We start from the raw sequence: 16,869 nt of genomic DNA on the forward strand, positions 1-16,869 counted from the left end.
TAAACAGCTAGGGGGTGCTAGACCCCCGCATTCCCCACGACAAAGCACGCCAACGCCAGCAAAAAGCCCGCCCAGCGGTTCGAGCGGAAACGGGCGAGCGGATTGTCGCCATCGCTCTCGTCCAGCGTCACGATCTGCCAACCGAGATGCCAAGCGACCGGGATCAGCGTGAGCCACGCGACCCAATCCTCGCGCAGCAACCAGAATCCGATGCCCCACAAGAGCAAGGCCCCCGCGTAGCACGCAGTCACGCCCTGCTTCACCTTGCCGCCCATGCGCAGCGCGGATGAGCGGATACCGACCAGCGCATCATCATCCCGGTCCTGCAACGCGTAGATCGTGTCGTAACCCACGGTCCACAGCACGCAGCCGAGATAGACCGCGATGGCGACGCCCCAGTTCTCGCCCGCGAGCGTCGCCCAGCCAACCAGCACGCCCCAGTTGAAAGTGAGCCCCAGCCACGCCTGCGGCCACCAGGTAATCCGCTTCATGAAGGGATAGGCGGCGACCAGCACGAGGCTGATAAGTGCGATGATCTGCGCCTGCAGCGGCAATTGCAGCAGCACGACCAGCCCGACCAGGCTTAGCGCGGCCAGCCAGATCCACGCCGTGCGCTTGCTCACGCGCCCGCTGGCGATGGGCCGACTGGCGGTGCGCGCAACCTGGCGGTCCAGCTCCGCATCGGTAATGTCGTTGTAGACGCAGCCCGCTCCGCGCATCGCGATCGCGCCCAGCAGCAGCAATACGAGCAGCCCAAGCTGCCAGCCGGCACCGCTCAGCCACACGCCGAACACGCAGGGCCAGAACAGCAGCCACCAGCCGATCGGCCGGTCGAACCGCGCAAGCTGAGCGAGATCGCGGGGAAGCTGCGGCAGGCGGGCGATTAGCCCACTGTGTTCGCTATCGGGTACGATTGTTTCGGCGGAGTCGCTGCTGCTCATGGACTTGCTCCCTAGCGCGCCGCGTGCCACCTGCCCAGCCATGCCCGCAACCCCTGCCTGGCCCCCGAAAAGCGCTCCACGCCTGTTCGTCGAGGATGAACTCGGCGCTGGCCGCAGCTTCGCACTCGACGGCAATCGGGCCCACTACCTCGGCAAGGTCATGCGCGTGTCCGAAGGCGACACCGTGATCCTGTGCGACGACATCACCGGCGAATGGGCGGCCCGGGTCGGCCAGGTCGGCAAGCGGCGTGTCGATGTGAAGGTGGTCGAACGGCTGCGCGAAAGGGAGGCGGTGCCCGACCTGTGGCTGTGCCCCGCCCTGCTCAAGAAAGATCGCTTCGATCTGGTGCTCGAAAAGGCGACCGAACTGGGCGTCGCAGCGATCCGTCCAGTCATTACGCGGCGCTGCGTGGCAGACAAGCTCAATCCCGACCGCGTGCGGACCATCGTGACCGAGGCGGCGGAGCAGTGCGCGCGCACCGCCCTGCCCGAAATGGCGGAACCGGTGAAGCTGGAGACGTTGCTGGCGCAATGGCCGGAGGATCGCGCGCTGTTCTTTGCAGACGAGGAAGGCGGGGCAGAGGCGGCCAGTGCCTTCGCCGCGCACGGCCAGCCGGCCGCGATCCTGATCGGCCCCGAAGGCGGCTTCGACGATGCCGAGCGGGCCGCCATCCGGGCCCTTCCTCAGGCGGTGCCGATTACGCTGGGCCCGCGCATCCTTCGCGGCGAGACTGCCGCCATCGCATCGCTATCCGTATGGATGGCCCAAGCAGGCGACTGGCAGCCGCAAGAATAATTTCCTTCCCTCGGGTTGGCCGGTTTTCTATCGCCACTCGAATGAGCACCCGCAACACATCCGCAGAAGACGATCCCGTCATCGAAAGCCGCGATCAGCTGATTGCTCCGATGCAGCAGGGTGAGAAGCCCAAGGCCGACTGGCGGATCGGGACCGAACACGAAAAGCTCGTCTACAAGCGCAAGACCCACGCCGCGCCGAGTTACGACGAGGAAGGAGGAATCCGTGATATCCTCCTGTCGCTTCAGGATTTTGGGTGGCAGACCGTCGAAGAAGGCGGAAAGGTCATCGCCATGGCGGGCGAAGATGGCACGGTGAGCCTCGAACCCGCCGGGCAACTCGAACTCTCGGGCGCGCCGCTCAAGACGCTGCACGAAACCTGCAACGAAGCGGGTCGCCACCTGAGTCAGGTCAAAGAGATCGGCGAAAAATTCGGAGTCGGGTTTCTCGGCCTCGGCATGTGGCCCGACAAGGCGCGCGAAGACCTGCCTGTGATGCCCAAGGGCCGTTACCAGATCATGATGGACCACATGCCGCGCGTCGGCAATCTGGGCCTCGACATGATGCTGCGCACCTGTACGATCCAGGTGAACCTCGACTACGGCAGCGAAGCCGACATGGTGAAGAAGTTCCGCGTCGGGCTGGCGCTGCAACCGCTTGCGACCGCGCTGTTCGCCAATTCGCCTTTCACCGAGGGCAAGCCCAACGGATATCTCTCCTACCGCAGCCACATCTGGTCGGATACCGACCCACATCGCACCGGCATGCTGCCCTTCGTGTTCGACGAGGATTTCGGCTACGAACGCTATGTCGACTACATGCTCGACGTGCCGATGTACTTCGTCTTCCGCGACGGAAAGTATCTCGACGCGGCAGGCCTGAGCTTCCGCGATTTCCTCGATGGCAAGCTGTCGATCCTGCCCGGTGAAAAGCCAACCGAGAGCGACTGGTGGGATCACCTCTCCACCGCCTTCCCGGAGGTGCGGCTGAAGAGCTTTCTCGAAATGCGCGGTGCCGATGGCGGCCCATGGAGCCGCATCTGCGCCCTGCCCGCGCTATGGGTCGGCCTGCTCTACGATCAGGGCGCGCTCGATGCGGCGTGGGATCTGGTCAAGGACTGGTCGATGGAAGAGCGCGAAGCGCTGCGCAACGCGGTGCCGAAGGAAGGACTTGCCGCTACTGTCCCCGATGGCCGGACCTTGCAGGAGCTGGGTCGCGAAGTGCTCGCGATCGCGCGCGAGGGGCTGACAGCGCGCGGCTTCCTTAACACCGGCGGCGACAATGAAAGCGGCTTCCTGCAAACGCTGGACGAGATCGTCGAAAGCGGCAAATCGCCTGCCCAGCGCATGCTCGACCGCTACCACGGCGAATGGAACGGCGATATCAGCCGGATCTACAAGTACAGCTTCTGACCGCGCGCTACCGCGCTGCTATTCGGCGGGCTGCAACACTTCGCCGCGACCGCGACCGATCGCACGACCAAGCGCGACCAGCGGCGCGGTCACGACTCCGTGTTGCGCCATCCACGCGTGGTATTCACGATATTTGGCGTCTTCGCGCAGCAGATGCGCCTCTTCGGTCCGCGCACGCCAGTAGTAGATGCCCGACACAAGCGAGAGCGCGACCACGTTGCGCAGCGCCTCCATGGGCCCACCGGAGGTCACGAGGAAGGGCAGCGAAGCACTCCACCAGAACAGGTTCTTCGCCACGTATGCGGGGTGGCGCGTAAAGCGGTAGGGGCCATTCGTGATGACCCCGCGATAGGTGAGGTTCGAAAAGCGCAGACCGAATGCGACGGTCGCCCAGGCATAGACTGCGGTCAGCACAACCATCCAGCCGCCCCACAGCGATAGCAGCATCGAATTGCCCGCCAGCCAGTGCTGCCAGCCGGGCGCGTTGATTTCGTAATCGAGCAGGCCACCTGCGCTCATCAAACCGTAGTTGACCGGAGGATAGCACAGCAGCGCAGCCAGCCACCCGGCGAGGAAAGGGTTACCGCTGCGAATATGGCTGTCGAGCGGGCGCATTGTCGTGATGTAGCCGACCGTACCGATCTGCACGTCGATCACGAAGAGCAGCGCGATCAGGGCGGATGCCAGTGCCCCCGGCTGGCTGGCGAGCAAGCCGAAATCGGCATTGACGACTTGGGTGAAACCACCGGGCAAGATCGAAATCATGAAGGCGCCGAAGAAGCCCTTGATGATCCACGCACGCCAATGACCGATAATCTTCTCCCTGTCCCATGGCTCGCGCGCGAGGAGGAAGGCGCCGAAATGCCAGGCACCGTCGCGCGGCTGGAACATCCGGCGGTCGAGCCAGAGGATATAGGGCACCGAGAGCACGACCATCGGGACGATCGCCACCCCGAGGATTTGCATGGCGAAGAGGTAGTTTCCCTCCCAGTACCAACGCGCAATGCAGTAGACTGCGGCGATGATGGCCCAGGTCGCCCACAGGCCGGTCAGCTTGGTGAAGGAAATCGCGCGGGTGCTTTGCCCCTCGGCGCGCTTGTTCCAGTCCAGCCCGGTCGAGTCGCGGGTGTGGACCTTGTCGACGAACACCGACCACAGGACCATCGGCAACCCGGCGGCGATCAGCCCCGTCAGCGCGGCGTAGGGCCCGTCCAGCCGCTCGGCAGGCAGCGCCAGATCGAACGCGCCGACGAATTCGGGAAAGCTACGGCAGATCGCGATCCACGCCAGCAGCCCGGCGAGCCCGACGAGGCCGACGGCGGCCGACACATCGCTGGCGGGAAGTGCTGCCCCGTTCGGGGCGCCGAGGGCGGTATCACGCATGACACCGCCCATAGGCCCGGATTGGTTAAATGCCCGGTAACGCGAGCGCCAAAATTAGCGGAACGCCGTGATCGTTCCGCCGTCATCCAGCACGTAGAGCGTATTATTGACCACGATCGGCGGCAGGCTGACCGGCTTTTTCAGTTCGGCGACCAGGTTCGCCGAACCTTCGCCCACGCTCGCACTCCACAGCTCGCCTTCGGAATTGGCGATGTAGAGCATGTTGTTGGCGAGCACCGGACCGCTCCAGAAGATCGAGTCCTCCCGCTTCTTCTCATTGCGATAGCGGCGCAGCTGGGTGATCCAGCGGACCTTGCCGGTCGAGCGCGCGATCGCCAGCAGGCGCGCGTCGCTGGTCAGCGTGAACAGCCATTCGCCTGCCATCGCGGGGGTCGAAATGCCCGAAAGGTTCAGTTCCCACACGCGCTGGCCGGTGACCAGTTCGTAAGCGGCCATGCGCCCGCCCTGACCCAGCGCATAGACCCGGCCGCTGTCGATGATCGGGTCGGCGTCGATGTCCGATATGCTGCCCACCTCGGTCGAGATCGAGGTCCGCGCGAGCGCATCGGCCCACAGCACGCGGCCATTCTCGTAGCGGTAGGCAACCAGTTCGCCCGAGCTGTAGCCCGCGACGACCGTACCCTGCCCTGCGGCAGGCGACGCCACGCCGAACACACCGGCCTGCGCTACCGAACCCGATTCCTGCCATGCGAGCGAACCGTCATTCTGGTTCAGGGCGATGATGCGATTGTCCTGGGTCATCACCAGCACGAGGTTGAAGGCCAGCGTGGGCGCATCGCGCAGCGGGCCGGCCGGGTTGGCATCCCACACTTCGCTGCCGTCTGCTGTGTCGAGCGCGACGACCCGGCCCGTGCCACTGGTCGCAAACAGGCGGTTGCCCGCGACGGCAAGCCCGCCACCGAACGCCACACCGCGCAGATCGGAAGCAATGTCGGGGCGATACTGCCATTTGCGTGCGCCGGTTTCGGCATCCAGCGCATGGACGGTGCCCGCCGTGTCGACCGCGTAGAGCGTGCCGTCTGCAACGATCGGCGCCGCGCCGAGGCGACGGCTGCTGGTCGAACCTTCGATCGTCGCCGTCCACGCGCGGGTCGGGTTGTCGCCCAGCGAGAGGTGGCCATAGCTCTTGCTCGGCGTGCTGCTCGCCATCGCCCAGCTTTCATTGACGCGCGCCGGAGGCAGCACGACCGACACGCCGGCCAGGCTCGGATCGACGCTCGCGCCGCTTTCGATGCGCGACAGCACGGGCTGACGGTCGCCGAGGGTCGGGGTAACCTTTTTGTCGCCACCACCGCCGAACAGGCCGCCGGAGCAGCCCGCGACAAGAAGCGCCGTGAGTAGAAGCGGGATCGCACCAGTGGCTCGCAAGGTCATCCTCCGAAAGATTCGCCCATCGGGCAAAGGCATGTGTGTTATTGGGGCTGCTGCGGCTGCGGGGGTCCGCCCCGCGCTCCGGCAGAAGCAGCCGCGCGTGCTTCTTCGATGAACTCATCGACATCGCCAATCGCGTCGATGCCAAGCGCGCTGGCCATCTGGCGCGCACGACCGCGGATCGTGTCGGGCACTTCGTCGTCTTTCGCGATCTTGGCGAACAATTCGCCCGCCTTTCCGGTGTCGCCCGCATCGAGGTGCGCCATGGCGACAATCTCGCCCGCGCTGCCGAAGTAGGGCTCACCCTCCTGCGCCAACGGCGTCAGGCGGCTGATGACTTCGGACGGTTCGAGTGTGTCGTACGCCGCAACCACCGCGCGCAGCTCTGCCAGATCGCGCAGCGAATCCGGGATATCGCCATTCGCGGCAACCTGTTCGAACAGGGCCACGGCCTCTTCATTGCGCCCCTGTTCCAGCGCGATGCCGCCGCGCAACATCTGCGCCTGCGCCTGGGCTCCGCCCTCGCCTTCCTCGGCAAGCGTGACAAGCGTTTCGTCCGCCGCGTCAAGATTGCCCGCTTCGAGGCGGTCGAGCGCCTGAATCAAGACTTCGGAATTGCCTTCGCGCTCGGCATCGCTCTGGCCGCCGAAGATCAGCACCGCGGCGAAAATCCCCAGCGCGATCACCACGGCGCCAATGATATAGAGGCCGTAATTGGTCCAGATATGGCGGTACTGATCGGTGCGGACCGCATCGTCGACCTCGCGCAGCAGCGCTTCATCCTGTGCGGCGGCAGTCTTCGCCTTGCGGTCGGCCGTCTTGTTGCTGTCGCGGTTGGGTAACAGGGCCACGCCTGAGAAACTCTCTTTTCTAGAAACTGCCGGGATTGGCGGGCGTCTTTAAACCATGGTGCGCTGAGTTCAATAGGAGCGTACTCAACACAGGCGCGGGTGAACGCCGCGTGAAAGCGCCCGCATCGCCGCCCTTCACGTGAGCACGCCCCCGCCCAGCGCGCTGTCGTAGAGCCGGCGATAGGACGCGATCATCGTCGCTTCGTCGAATTTCGCGCGCGCCCTGGCCTTGTTCGCGTCGCCGAGGGTCTTGCGCAGGCCTTCGTCGCCCGCGAGCGCGAGCAGCGCTTCGGCAAGCGCTGTCTCGTCTTTCGGCGCGACGATGAACGGCGCGTTTTCCTTCGCGACCATGTCCGCAATATCTCCGACTGCGGGCGCTGCGACGGGCAACCCCGCCGCCATCGCTTCGACCACGGACAGCGGAAACTGTTCGGAACGCGACGACAGCGCGAAGATATCGAACAGACCAATATAGCTTTTCGGATTGGCAACGAAGCCGGGCATATGCACCCGATGCGATATCTCGGCGGCTTCGGCGGCGTCGCGGATCGCCTCGCGTTCCGGCCCCTCCCCCACAATGACCAGCTGCCATTCTTCGGGCAGGCGAGCGACCGCGCGCACCAGTGCGGGCAGGTTCTTGACCGCACGCAGCCCGGCAAGCGAGCCGACCCACTTCTCTCCCTTGTGCTTGATCACACCGCGCAGCGCATCGGCGCGCGGACGGGCAGCGAAACCCTTGGTATCGATCCCGTTAGGGACATGTTTCACGCGGCCGATCGGCTGCTGCCAGGTTTCGAGCGCAATGCCTTCCAGCACTTCGGACGGCACGACAAGTCCGTTCGCCTTGCCTAGCGCAATCCGGCGATACCAGTTGCGCGAAGCCTTCAGCCTGTCCTGCTCGTCCTCGTTGAAGCCGTCCTCGTGGTGGATCAGCGGCGGCAGATCGAGCGAATCCTTGAACAGCGTATGCGCCATCACCGCGTCCATCGCGCCCCAGTTATAGGTCAGCACGAGGTCGTAGGGCTGCATTGCGCGGGCGAGCGTGTGGAGGCGGCCCGGCCATGGCTTTCCCCTTAGCGACGGGAAATCGCGCGGGTAACGCACGTCGCGCCCCTTCGCGATGTGCTCGGCCGCCCCGTAAGCATTGGGATCGGCGGAGACGATCGCGTGCGACAGCTTGCTCCCGAATGCATTGATCAGCTGCACGCTCCGCAGTTCCTTGCCCCCGGCAGCGAAGGTCGAATGGAGATGGAGCACGCGCGGCGGCGATCCCTCGTCACGTACATCGGCAGGCATCAGACGGTTTCCTGCGCCCTGACCCGGGCGAGCAGCGCGTCGATCGCTGCCACGGCCTCGGGCTCTTCCAGTGTCGGAGCGTGGCCCGTGTCGGGCACCGAAACGATCTCCATGCCGGGGTTGCGCGCTTTCATCTGCTCCACCGTCTCTTCGGACAGGAGGTTGGAGAGTGCGCCGCGCACCAGTAGCAGCGGGGTCTGGGCTAGTGATTCGAAGGCCAACCACAGGTTTGCAGCGGGGGCACCGCCGCTGTCGTCGGCCTCGCGGAAGGCATCGCCCACCGCCATGTCGTAATCGAAGCTGATCCGTCCGTTCTGGCCCAGCACCATCACGCGCTTGGCAGCCTCCAGCCAGTCTTCCAGCTGATAGGTCGGGTGCGCATCGCTGTGCGTGTCTTCGAGCGCGCGCGCGGCGTGCATCCAGGTCGGGAAGCTGCGCCCCTGGCCGACATAGCTGCGAATCTTGTCCAGCCCGTCTTCCTCGATCACCGGGCCGATATCGTTGAGCACCGCCCCCGCCAGCCGACTTGCGTTCTTGCTGGCGAGAAGGATGGTCATCAGCCCGCCCAGCGATGTGCCGATGGCGAAGAACCGATCGATTCCCAGATCGCTCAGCAACCGCTCCACATCCTCGACATACTGGACGGGATTATAGGTCGCGGAATCGTCGGCATAACCGCTTTCCCCGCGCCCGCGCATCTCGGGTACGATGACCCGCCATGCGGGCGAAAGCCGCGCGGCGACGCCCGCAAAATCGCGCGCGTTGCGTGTCAGACCGTGCATGCACACAATTGGCGGCCGCCCCTGATCCTCCTCGGTAGATCGGCCCGGATAATCGCGATAATGCAGTTTCAAACCGTCGGCGGAATGCCAGAATCCATCGGTGAAGCGCTGATCCATGGCTCTCTTTTCGGTCCCAGCTAAGGCAGTTCGGTTGCGCGACGATGCGCGCGCGGCCACTATTGCCGCGATGGCCGACAAACCGCAACCGCACCGCGACGCCGCATCACCGCCGATTGTAGAGCTGGCCGACTGGCTCGGCGATCAGGTCGCACCCGCCGACTTCCCGAAAACCGAATTGCGTTGGCGCAACGACCGCGCAGCGCAGGGCGTCGGCCTTCACGAATTGAGCGACACGCAGTGGCTCTCCCACTTTGGGCGCTTCGAGCCCTTGCCCGACAATCTGCCACAGCCGCTCGCGCTGCGTTACCACGGCCACCAGTTCCGGGTGTACAACCCCGATATCGGCGACGGACGCGGATTTCTGTTCGCGCAGGTGCGCGACGATGCGGGCAGACTGCTCGATCTCGGCACCAAGGGTTCGGGCCAGACGCCCTATAGCCGCGCGGGCGACGGGCGGCTGACGCTGAAGGGCGCGGTGCGTGAATTGCTCGCGACCGAGATGCTCGAGGCACTCGGGGTCGATACATCGCAGACATTCTCGATTGTCGAGACTGGCGAGAATCTGTGGCGCGGGGACGAGCCTTCCCCCACCCGCTCCGCCGTGCTCACCCGGCTGAGCCACGGGCATATCCGCATCGGCACCTTCCAGCGGCTGCTCGCTTACGACGAGCCCGAGCATATGCGCGAGCTGGTCGAATACTGCCTCGCGCAGTTCCCCGGCCCGCCGCCGCCGCAAGGCGCGCCAGAGCGCGATGATCCCGCCGTCCGGCTGCTGCACCATGTGGTCGAGCGGCTTGCGGACCTTGCCGCAAGCTGGATGGTCGCGGGCTTCGTCCACGGCGTGCTCAATACCGACAATATGAATGTCAGCGGGGAAAGCTTCGATTACGGGCCGTGGCGTTGGCTACCGACGTGGGACCCGGGCTTCACCGCCGCCTATTTCGATCATAACGGCCTCTATGCCTTCGGTCGCCAGCCCGAAGCGCTCGGCTGGAACTGCGCGCAGCTTGCCACCGCGCTGCGGCTGATCGCACCGTCGGACGGCCTGATCGCCGCGCTCGAACGCTTCGGTCCGCTGTATGGCGAGCAACTGCGCCGCAGGTGGCTCTGGCGGCTGGGCCTGAAACCGCGCGGCGAAAAGGCGGACGGCGCGCTGATCGCGGCATGCGAGCGGCATATGCGCGAAAGCGGCGCACAGCCGGACGCCTTCTTCTTCGCACATCGAGGCGGCAGATCCGCCAGCCCGGAACTCGCGGCGATCTTCGACGCTTATGAGCCGACAGGGCCCGATCATGCCTATTGGCACGAGGGCGCGCCGCAGAGCATGCTGATCGACGAGGTGGAGGCAATCTGGTCCGCCATCGACGAGCGTGACGACTGGCAGCCGCTCTGCGACAAGGTCGAGGCCCTGCGCCACATGGGCGAGGCCCACGGCACCGCCCCGCCGCCCGCCGCGCAGGACAGGTGACGGGGGCGCATATTGGCGCTATTGCGCGCCCATAAAGCAGCGAGCGGCGGTAGAAACCGCCGTCATGAGGAACCGAGGACTGCCTGGAGTGCCACTTTCCGACATCGTGTCTTACGAACCTGCCACCGGGCGGGAACTGTTCCGTGCATCCATCGGCGATGTGGACGAGGCGGTGGCGCGCGCGCGCGAAGCCTTTCCCGCCTGGGCCTCGCGCCCCGTCGCCAACCGGATGGAAGTGCTCCGCCGCTTCGCCAACGAAGTCCGGGCCGCAGCCGACGAATTCGCCGAGCTGATCGCCCGCGAGACCGGCAAGCCGCACTGGGAAGCGAAGACCGAGGTCGAAGCGGTCATCAACAAGGTCGAGATTTCGATCACCGCCTATCTGGAACGGACCGGCCAGAAGAAGCTCGACAGCGCGCTCGGCGGTTCCGCCGCGCTGCGCCACAAGCCGCATGGCGTGATGGTGGTGCTCGGCCCCTACAACTTCCCGGCGCACCTGCCCAATGGCCACATCGTGCCCGCCCTGATCGCGGGCAATACGGTGGTCTTCAAGCCAAGCGAGAAGACCCCGGCGGTCGGCGCAATGCTCGTCGAATGCTTCCACCGTGCAGGGATCGACAAGAACGCGGTACAGGTTCTGATTGGCGGGCCCGACGAAGGCAAGGCGCTGGTTGCGCATCCGGGCGTCGATGGCATCCTGTTCACCGGTAGCGCGCAAGCAGGCATCGCGATCAACCGCAAATGCGCCACCAATCCGGGCAAGATCCTCGCGCTGGAAATGGGCGGCAACAACCCGATCGTCGTCACCAAAACGCCGAAGGTCGAGGATGCGGCGCTGATCATCATCCGCTCCGCCTTCACCACGGCGGGCCAGCGATGCACCGCCGCGCGGCGTCTGATCGTGACCGAAGAGATGTACGATGCGACGATCGATGCGGTAAAATCTGTCATGGGCAAGCTGATCGTCGACGAGCCCTTTGCCGACCCCCAGCCCTTCATGGGCTGCGTGATCGACAATCAGGCGGCGGACCAGTTGACCGAGAGCTTCCTCTACCTGCTCTCCAACGGCGGCAAGGCGATCCGCCACCTCAAGCGAATCCGCGAGGATGCGCCATTCGTCGCGCCGGCGCTGATCGACACCACCACGATGGAAGAGCGCCCCGATATCGAACTGTTCGGCCCGTTGCTGCAGGTCATCAAGGTGCCCGATCTCGATGCCGCCATCACCGAAGCGAACGACACGCGATTCGGCCTGTCGGCGTCGCTGGTCGGAGGATCGCCCGAGGACTATAATCACTTCTGGGCCAACATCCGCGCCGGGATCGTCAACTGGAACCAGCCGACCAACGGCGCATCCTCCAAGGCGCCGTTCGGCGGGCTCGGCCTGTCGGGCAACCACCGCCCCGCGGCCTACTACGCCGCCGACTATTGTGCCTACCCTGTCGCCAGCAGCGAGATCGGCCAGCCGCGGGCAGCCCTGGGGGTCGGCTTCAAGACGAATTAAGGCGAAGGAGATGAAAACGCCCCGGCACTGGTGGTGCCGAGGCGTCTTCCACAGCGCTGGTGGGACGCTGCGCCCTGACCCTCCCATAGGAAAGCCAAAGATCGTCTGATAATTTCGCGTGTCCCGAGTGCAGCGAGATGCCGCCTCCGAATCGACTGCGTTCATAAATAGAGGCACTAACATGAACGCCATGCAACGCTTGTTCGGCCTTTCGTACAGGACTAGGGCGCGTGGGTGAGCGCTCCCCAAATCCCCGAAGCACCCAAGCCCTCCGGCCTGCCGCAAGCAGTTGCGGCCTATACGATCTGGGGCTTTCTGCCGCTTTACCTGCTGCTGGTGCGCCAGGTGCCCGCGTTCGAATTCGTCGGCTGGCGAATCGTGTGGACCTTGCCGATCTGCGTCATGATCGTGCTCTTTCGCCACCAGCTCCCGGCGGTGCGAGAGGCGCTCTCCCGCCCGCGCAACCTGCTGATCCTGAGCGCCACTGCCACGCTGATCGGGATCAATTGGCTGGTCTATGTCTGGGCGATCCAGAACAATTACGTGCTCGCGGCGAGCCTTGGCTATTACATCAATCCTCTCGTCAACGTTCTGCTCGGCACCTTCGTCCTGAAGGAGAAGCTGAGCCGCGCGCAGTGGGTCGCGGTGGCCCTCGCCGCGGTGGGCATCGTGACTCTCGCTGCGGGCGCGGTGGCATCGCTCTGGATCAGCCTGACTCTCGCCTTCAGCTTCGCGACCTACGGATTGCTGCGCAAACAGGTGGATGTCGGCGCGCTGCCGGGACTGACCATCGAGAGTGCGATCCTGCTGCTGCCCGCGCTCGGCATTTCCGCCTGGTACTGGGCGAGCCCGCAGGGGTCTTCCTTCGACGATTCGCTCGGCCTGTCGCTCTCCATCATCCTCGGCGGGTTCCTGACCGCGATCCCGCTGCTGCTCTTCGCGATCGCCGCGCGGCGGATGGACTACTCGGTGCTCGGCTTCGTCCAGTTCCTAGCGCCCAGCATCGTCTTCATCCTCGGCCTGACCGTGTTCGGCGAGGAGCTGCGCCCCGCCCAGGCCTTCTGTTTCGGCTGCATCTGGCTGGCAGCGGCGGTCTTCGTGTGGGACCTGCTCGCCAAGCGACGGGCGCGCAGACCCACGCCGGTTAGCTAGAGCGCCCGCTCAATCGGCGAGGCTCCAGCCGATCGTCTGCCCCGCCATGAAGGGCACCACCTGGCTGCCCGCCGCCGGAATGCTGTCCGGCACGGCCTGCTCGCGCTTCTCCAGCGTAACCGTACCCTCGTTCACCGGCAGCCCGTAGAAGCGCGGTCCGTTGAGCGAGGCAAAGCCCTCGAAATGCTCCAGCGCATCCTCTTCCTCGAAGACCTGCACATAGGCCTCCAGCGCGTGCGGCGCGTTGTAGATGCCCGCACAGCCACACGCGCTTTCCTTGGCGTGCTGTTCGTGCGGCGCGCTGTCGGTGCCGAGGAAGACCTTGGACGAGCCGCAGGTCGCAAAGGCGCGCAGAGCAAGCCGGTGCTCTTCGCGCTTGGCAACCGGCAGGCAATAGGCATGCGGCCGCATTCCGCCGACGAGCATCGCATTGCGGTTGATATGGAGGTGGTGCGGCGTGATCGTCGCAGCGACATTCTCCCCGTTCGCTTCGACGAAATCCACCGCATGGCTGCTGGTGATATGCTCGAAAGCAATCTTCAACTGCGGCAGATCGCGATGGAGCGGCGCCAGAATCCGCTCGATGAACACCGCCTCGCGATCGAAGATGTCGATCTCGGCGTCGGTCACCTCGCCATGGACGCACAGGACCATGCCCGCCTCTGCCATCGCCTCGAACACCGGGTGCAGCCGCGCGATGTCGGTGACGCCGTGCGCGGAATTGGTCGTGGCATTCGCGGGGTAGAGCTTGGCCGCAGTGAACACGCCGTCGCGAAAACCGCCGATCAGATCCGCCGGATCGGTATCGTCGGTCAGGTAGGCGGTCATCAGCGGCGTGAAATCCATGCCCTCGGGCGCGGCCGCCATGATCCGCTCGCGATAGGCGCGCGCGAGTTCGGCGGTCGTCACCGGTGGCGTGAGATTGGGCATCACGATCGCGCGGGCGAATTGCCGCGCGGTGGCCGCAACCACGCTTTGCAGCATCGCGCCATCGCGAAGGTGGACATGCCAGTCGTCGGGGCGGCGGATCGTGAGCGTGTCGGTCATGCGGCGCGCCCTAGCCCAACAGACCTCTTCTTGGGAGCCCTGACACACCTGACACAGTGTACTGGGACGAAAAAACCGGTCCCTTCCGGCAGGTAACGTATAGCTGCGGGGCGAGGCGGACGAATGGACATTTCCGCGACGCTAAGTGCTTGCACAGATGTAGGACAGCGGCTGGAATCGGGCAGGCACCGCTCCTATCTGCGCTGCATGACCGCAACCCTTCTCGCCAAACGCGCCGTGATCCGGCTGAGCCCACTCGACCCGGACGAGAATGTCGCCGCGTTCCTGCAAGGCCTGCTGACCAATGATGTGACCGGCGAATTGCCCGCCTACGCTGCGCTGCTCAGCGCGCAGGGCAAGACGATGTTCGACATGATCGTGTGGCCGGGCCCGGCGGGAGAGTATGGCGAGACCATCCTGCTCGATTGCGAAGCGGCTGTGGCAGACGATCTGGCCAAGCGCCTGTCGCTCTACCGCCTCCGCCGCAAGATCGCGATCGAGCGCGACGAAAGCCTGTCGACCCACTGGAGTGCCGATGGCAGCGATGCGCATCCTCTCGACCCGCGCCTCGCGGCACTGGGTTCGCGCTGGCTCGCGCCCGCGGGCGATGGCGAAGCGGCGGACGACGCATGGCTCGCCCACCGCCTCTCGCACGGCGTGCCCGAGGGTCAGGCCGAATTGGCCGATATCCTGTGGCTGGAGACCAACGCTGTCGAGCTTAACGGCGTAAGCTTCTCGAAAGGCTGCTATATCGGGCAAGAGAATACCGCGCGGATGAACTGGCGACAGAAGGTCAACCGGCGTCTGGTCGTCGTGCCGCTCGATCGGTCGGAGGAGAAGCGCCGCAAGGCGGCATATCCCGAGCTTGGCTTTGCGGTGGACCATCTGCGGGTCGCCGATATTCCCGCCGATCTGGTGCCCGAATGGATGCGGCTGGAAGCGGCCGCCGACTAGCTAGAAGCCGTCATGCTGAACATGTTTCAGCATCCAGTGGATCATCCTGTCTTCCTGGGCAGCGGGCGGACGGGGCCCCGAAGCAAGTTCAGGGTGACGAATGACGAATGAATGCGGCCCGGGGCACAGCGAGATTTTGGTCGCCCCACCCAACCTCCCTGCCTTTGGGAGGAGGCGAAAAGCCTAAACTGCCTGCCGGCCCATCTTCTCCAGCGAATCGACCACGAACTGCTCGGCAATGTCGCGTGCGGTCTTTTCCGGCAGTTTCAGCGCCGATGCCAAGGGAGAGCCGATCAGCGACTGGCCGAGCGCCAGCAGCACCACGGTAAGCGTCGTCTGCAGCGCGGGGACATCCGCCGAGTGCCCCGCAACCTCGCCTTCGCGATGCACGTCCTCGATCATCTCGTGGATCGCCTTCGCAAAGGGTTCGAGCGCATCCTCCTGACCCGTGGCGAGCAGCCAGCTGACCAGCGCGCCGCCGCCCTCGCCATCGAAGGCATCGAAAGCCTGGTCGACGATCATCCTCGGGGATGCAGCGCCAACCCGGCCCGCGCGGATCGTCGCCGCGATCCTGTCGCACACGTCCTGCGCCAGAAAAGCGCCCAATGCGTGCTGCAGCCCCGCCGCCGAGCCGAAATGGTGCAACAGGTTGGCGTGGGTGCGGCCCACGCGTGCACCCACCGCCTTCAGCGTGACCGCCTGCGGGCCTGCCTCGATCAATAGAGTGCGCGCAGCTTCCAGCGCTCCGGCGCGCGATTCCTCGGGACTCAAACGTTTACGGGTGGCCATCGCGGCTTGGTAGTCCGACCGAGCCTGCGCAGCAAGGAACCTCCTATTGACACGACTGTTCATGCTACTGACATTGGTGTAAGTTATTATGCAGCCGAAACCCTAGACGTTACGGAAACACGGATCACAGATCATGACCGCTCACGACCAGACCCTTGCCGCCAACCACGCGATCACGGTTCGCGACGAACGCTTCAACCGCGAGAGCACGCCCTCGCGCTGGTGGGCGGGCGAGCCCTTCGGCACCGCCTGGCACAACGCGCTGTCGGGCACGTTCCCGCGCGGCGAAGCCTTCTTCATCGAATCGGTAAAAGCCTTCCGCGAAGGCACCGACGCAAAGCTGGCGAGCGAGATTCGCGCCTTCGTGAAACAGGAAATCAACCACACGCGCGAACATGTCGCCTTCAACCGACTCGCCGCCGATGCAGGCTACGACATGGACATGATCGACCGGCGCACCGCCGAACTGCTCGAGCTGGCGAAGGGGCGCCCCGCGATCGCCAAGCTGGGCGTGACCATGGCGCTGGAGCACTACACCGCGATGATGGCGCACGAATTCCTCGCCAATCCGCAACATTTCGCGGATTCTAACCCCGAGGTCCGCAAGATGTGGGAATGGCACGCGGTCGAAGAGATCGAGCACAAGGGCGTCGCCTACGACGTATGGAACCACGCCACGCGCGAATGGAGCGACTTCCAGCGCTGGCTGCGTCGCAGCATCATCATGCTGGAAGTGACCCGTCGCTTCCTTAACAACCGCTGGAAGGACGCGATCGAGCTGCTCGCGCAGGACGGGATCACGGGTCTGCGAGCGCACTGGGGCCTCGCCAAGTACCTGTTCGGGACGCCGGGCGTGTTGCGCCGCTGCTTCCCGGCGTGGCTGAGCTATTTCAAGCCCGGCTTCCACCCGTGGGACCACGACGACCGCGCGCTGATCGGCAAGTACGAAGGCGATTACGAAGCCGCGCTGCTCCCCGCCTGA

15 protein-coding genes are annotated in these 16,869 nt (G+C 65.1%); 7 read left to right on the plus strand and 8 right to left on the minus strand.

Annotation, left to right across the window (positions count from 1 at the left end; translation table 11 throughout):
* Positions 1-17: 17 nt before the first annotated feature.
* Positions 18-941 (minus strand): 4-hydroxybenzoate octaprenyltransferase, encoded by a 924-nt coding sequence (gene ubiA / locus AAG612_RS04260; RefSeq protein WP_342507547.1) that lies wholly within the window; start codon positions 939-941, stop codon positions 18-20.
* Positions 942-981: 40 nt separating this feature from the next.
* On the opposite strand from ubiA, the gene AAG612_RS04265 reads away from it, so the two are divergent.
* Together AAG612_RS04265 and AAG612_RS04270 are read left to right on the plus strand one after the other, a co-directional pair.
* On the plus strand, positions 982-1,737 hold the full coding sequence (locus AAG612_RS04265; protein ID WP_342507549.1) for a 16S rRNA (uracil(1498)-N(3))-methyltransferase: 756 nt from the start codon (positions 982-984) through the stop codon (positions 1,735-1,737).
* Between the two features lie 41 nt (positions 1,738-1,778).
* Positions 1,779-3,149 carry a glutamate--cysteine ligase gene (locus AAG612_RS04270; protein WP_342507552.1) on the plus strand — a complete coding sequence of 457 codons (1,371 nt, stop codon included), beginning with the start codon at positions 1,779-1,781 and terminating at the stop codon, positions 3,147-3,149.
* An 18-nt stretch (positions 3,150-3,167) separates the two neighbouring features.
* Here AAG612_RS04270 and AAG612_RS04275 read toward each other — a convergent pair whose 3' ends face one another.
* The 5 genes from AAG612_RS04275 to AAG612_RS04295 all read right to left on the minus strand — a co-directional run bounded on the left by AAG612_RS04275 (position 3,168) and on the right by AAG612_RS04295 (position 8,970).
* Complete coding sequence (locus AAG612_RS04275; RefSeq protein WP_342507554.1) at positions 3,168-4,532, minus strand: methyltransferase family protein; 1,365 nt, start codon at positions 4,530-4,532, stop codon at positions 3,168-3,170.
* Positions 4,533-4,586: 54 nt separating this feature from the next.
* Positions 4,587-5,927 carry an outer membrane protein assembly factor BamB family protein gene (locus AAG612_RS04280; RefSeq protein ID WP_342507556.1) on the minus strand — a complete coding sequence of 447 codons (1,341 nt, stop codon included), beginning with the start codon at positions 5,925-5,927 and terminating at the stop codon, positions 4,587-4,589.
* 38 nt (positions 5,928-5,965) lie between these two features.
* Positions 5,966-6,775 carry a tetratricopeptide repeat protein gene (locus tag AAG612_RS04285; protein WP_342507558.1) on the minus strand — a complete coding sequence of 270 codons (810 nt, stop codon included), beginning with the start codon at positions 6,773-6,775 and terminating at the stop codon, positions 5,966-5,968.
* 135 nt (positions 6,776-6,910) lie between these two features.
* A complete protein-coding gene (locus AAG612_RS04290) occupies positions 6,911-8,071 on the minus strand; it encodes a glycosyltransferase family 4 protein (RefSeq protein WP_342507559.1) in 1,161 nt (386 codons plus the stop codon).
* A complete protein-coding gene (locus AAG612_RS04295) occupies positions 8,071-8,970 on the minus strand; it encodes an alpha/beta fold hydrolase (RefSeq protein WP_342507560.1) in 900 nt (299 codons plus the stop codon). The genes AAG612_RS04290 and AAG612_RS04295 overlap by 1 nt, the downstream gene beginning before the upstream one ends.
* A 70-nt stretch (positions 8,971-9,040) precedes the next feature.
* On the opposite strand from AAG612_RS04295, the gene AAG612_RS04300 reads away from it, so the two are divergent.
* From AAG612_RS04300 to rarD, 3 genes are all read left to right on the plus strand, one after another.
* A complete protein-coding gene (locus tag AAG612_RS04300; protein WP_342507562.1) occupies positions 9,041-10,441 on the plus strand; it encodes a protein adenylyltransferase SelO family protein in 1,401 nt (466 codons plus the stop codon).
* 64 nt (positions 10,442-10,505) lie between these two features.
* Positions 10,506-11,945: a succinylglutamate-semialdehyde dehydrogenase gene (gene astD / locus AAG612_RS04305; protein ID WP_342507563.1), complete on the plus strand. Its 1,440-nt coding sequence runs from the start codon at positions 10,506-10,508 to the stop codon at positions 11,943-11,945.
* A 234-nt stretch (positions 11,946-12,179) separates the two neighbouring features.
* Entirely contained in the window at positions 12,180-13,097 is a 918-nt protein-coding gene (gene rarD / locus AAG612_RS04310; protein ID WP_342507565.1) for an EamA family transporter RarD, read from the plus strand.
* Between the two features lie 9 nt (positions 13,098-13,106).
* Here the strand turns inward: rarD and pyrC are convergent, their stop codons facing one another.
* Positions 13,107-14,144 (minus strand): dihydroorotase, encoded by a 1,038-nt coding sequence (gene pyrC, locus AAG612_RS04315; protein ID WP_342507567.1) that lies wholly within the window; start codon positions 14,142-14,144, stop codon positions 13,107-13,109.
* A gap of 207 nt (positions 14,145-14,351) precedes the next feature.
* On the opposite strand from pyrC, the gene ygfZ reads away from it, so the two are divergent.
* Positions 14,352-15,098 (plus strand): CAF17-like 4Fe-4S cluster assembly/insertion protein YgfZ, encoded by a 747-nt coding sequence (ygfZ, locus tag AAG612_RS04320; protein ID WP_342507569.1) that lies wholly within the window; start codon positions 14,352-14,354, stop codon positions 15,096-15,098.
* A gap of 183 nt (positions 15,099-15,281) precedes the next feature.
* Here the strand turns inward: ygfZ and AAG612_RS04325 are convergent, their stop codons facing one another.
* Positions 15,282-15,887 (minus strand): TetR/AcrR family transcriptional regulator, encoded by a 606-nt coding sequence (locus tag AAG612_RS04325; RefSeq protein ID WP_342507571.1) that lies wholly within the window; start codon positions 15,885-15,887, stop codon positions 15,282-15,284.
* Between the two features lie 133 nt (positions 15,888-16,020).
* Here AAG612_RS04325 and AAG612_RS04330 point away from each other — a divergent pair, with 133 nt between their 5' ends.
* The gene (locus AAG612_RS04330; RefSeq protein ID WP_342507573.1) at positions 16,021-16,869 is read left to right on the plus strand and encodes a metal-dependent hydrolase; all 849 of its coding nucleotides are present in this window, start codon (positions 16,021-16,023) and stop codon (positions 16,867-16,869) included.

Source organism: Citromicrobium bathyomarinum (assembly GCF_038594605.1).
Taxonomy (GTDB): domain Bacteria; phylum Pseudomonadota; class Alphaproteobacteria; order Sphingomonadales; family Sphingomonadaceae; genus Alteriqipengyuania; species Alteriqipengyuania bathyomarina_B.

What these genes read in the sequence shown, in the direction of transcription:
- AAG612_RS04325 (WP_342507571.1), bottom strand. Translation starts at nt 15,887, where the DNA reads ATGGCCACCCGTAAACGTTTGAGTCCCGAGGAATCGCGCGCCGGAGCG.
- AAG612_RS04290 (WP_342507559.1), bottom strand. Translation starts at nt 8,071, where the DNA reads ATGCCTGCCGATGTACGTGACGAGGGATCGCCGCCGCGCGTGCTCCAT.
- AAG612_RS04275 (WP_342507554.1), bottom strand. Translation starts at nt 4,532, where the DNA reads ATGCGTGATACCGCCCTCGGCGCCCCGAACGGGGCAGCACTTCCCGCC.
- ubiA (WP_342507547.1), bottom strand. Translation starts at nt 941, where the DNA reads ATGAGCAGCAGCGACTCCGCCGAAACAATCGTACCCGATAGCGAACAC.
- AAG612_RS04280 (WP_342507556.1), bottom strand. Translation starts at nt 5,927, where the DNA reads ATGACCTTGCGAGCCACTGGTGCGATCCCGCTTCTACTCACGGCGCTT.
- ygfZ (WP_342507569.1), top strand. Translation starts at nt 14,352, where the DNA reads ATGACCGCAACCCTTCTCGCCAAACGCGCCGTGATCCGGCTGAGCCCA.
- AAG612_RS04300 (WP_342507562.1), top strand. Translation starts at nt 9,041, where the DNA reads ATGGCCGACAAACCGCAACCGCACCGCGACGCCGCATCACCGCCGATT.
- astD (WP_342507563.1), top strand. Translation starts at nt 10,506, where the DNA reads ATGAGGAACCGAGGACTGCCTGGAGTGCCACTTTCCGACATCGTGTCT.
- AAG612_RS04270 (WP_342507552.1), top strand. Translation starts at nt 1,779, where the DNA reads ATGAGCACCCGCAACACATCCGCAGAAGACGATCCCGTCATCGAAAGC.
- AAG612_RS04330 (WP_342507573.1), top strand. Translation starts at nt 16,021, where the DNA reads ATGACCGCTCACGACCAGACCCTTGCCGCCAACCACGCGATCACGGTT.
- AAG612_RS04265 (WP_342507549.1), top strand. Translation starts at nt 982, where the DNA reads ATGCCCGCAACCCCTGCCTGGCCCCCGAAAAGCGCTCCACGCCTGTTC.
- AAG612_RS04295 (WP_342507560.1), bottom strand. Translation starts at nt 8,970, where the DNA reads ATGGATCAGCGCTTCACCGATGGATTCTGGCATTCCGCCGACGGTTTG.
- pyrC (WP_342507567.1), bottom strand. Translation starts at nt 14,144, where the DNA reads ATGACCGACACGCTCACGATCCGCCGCCCCGACGACTGGCATGTCCAC.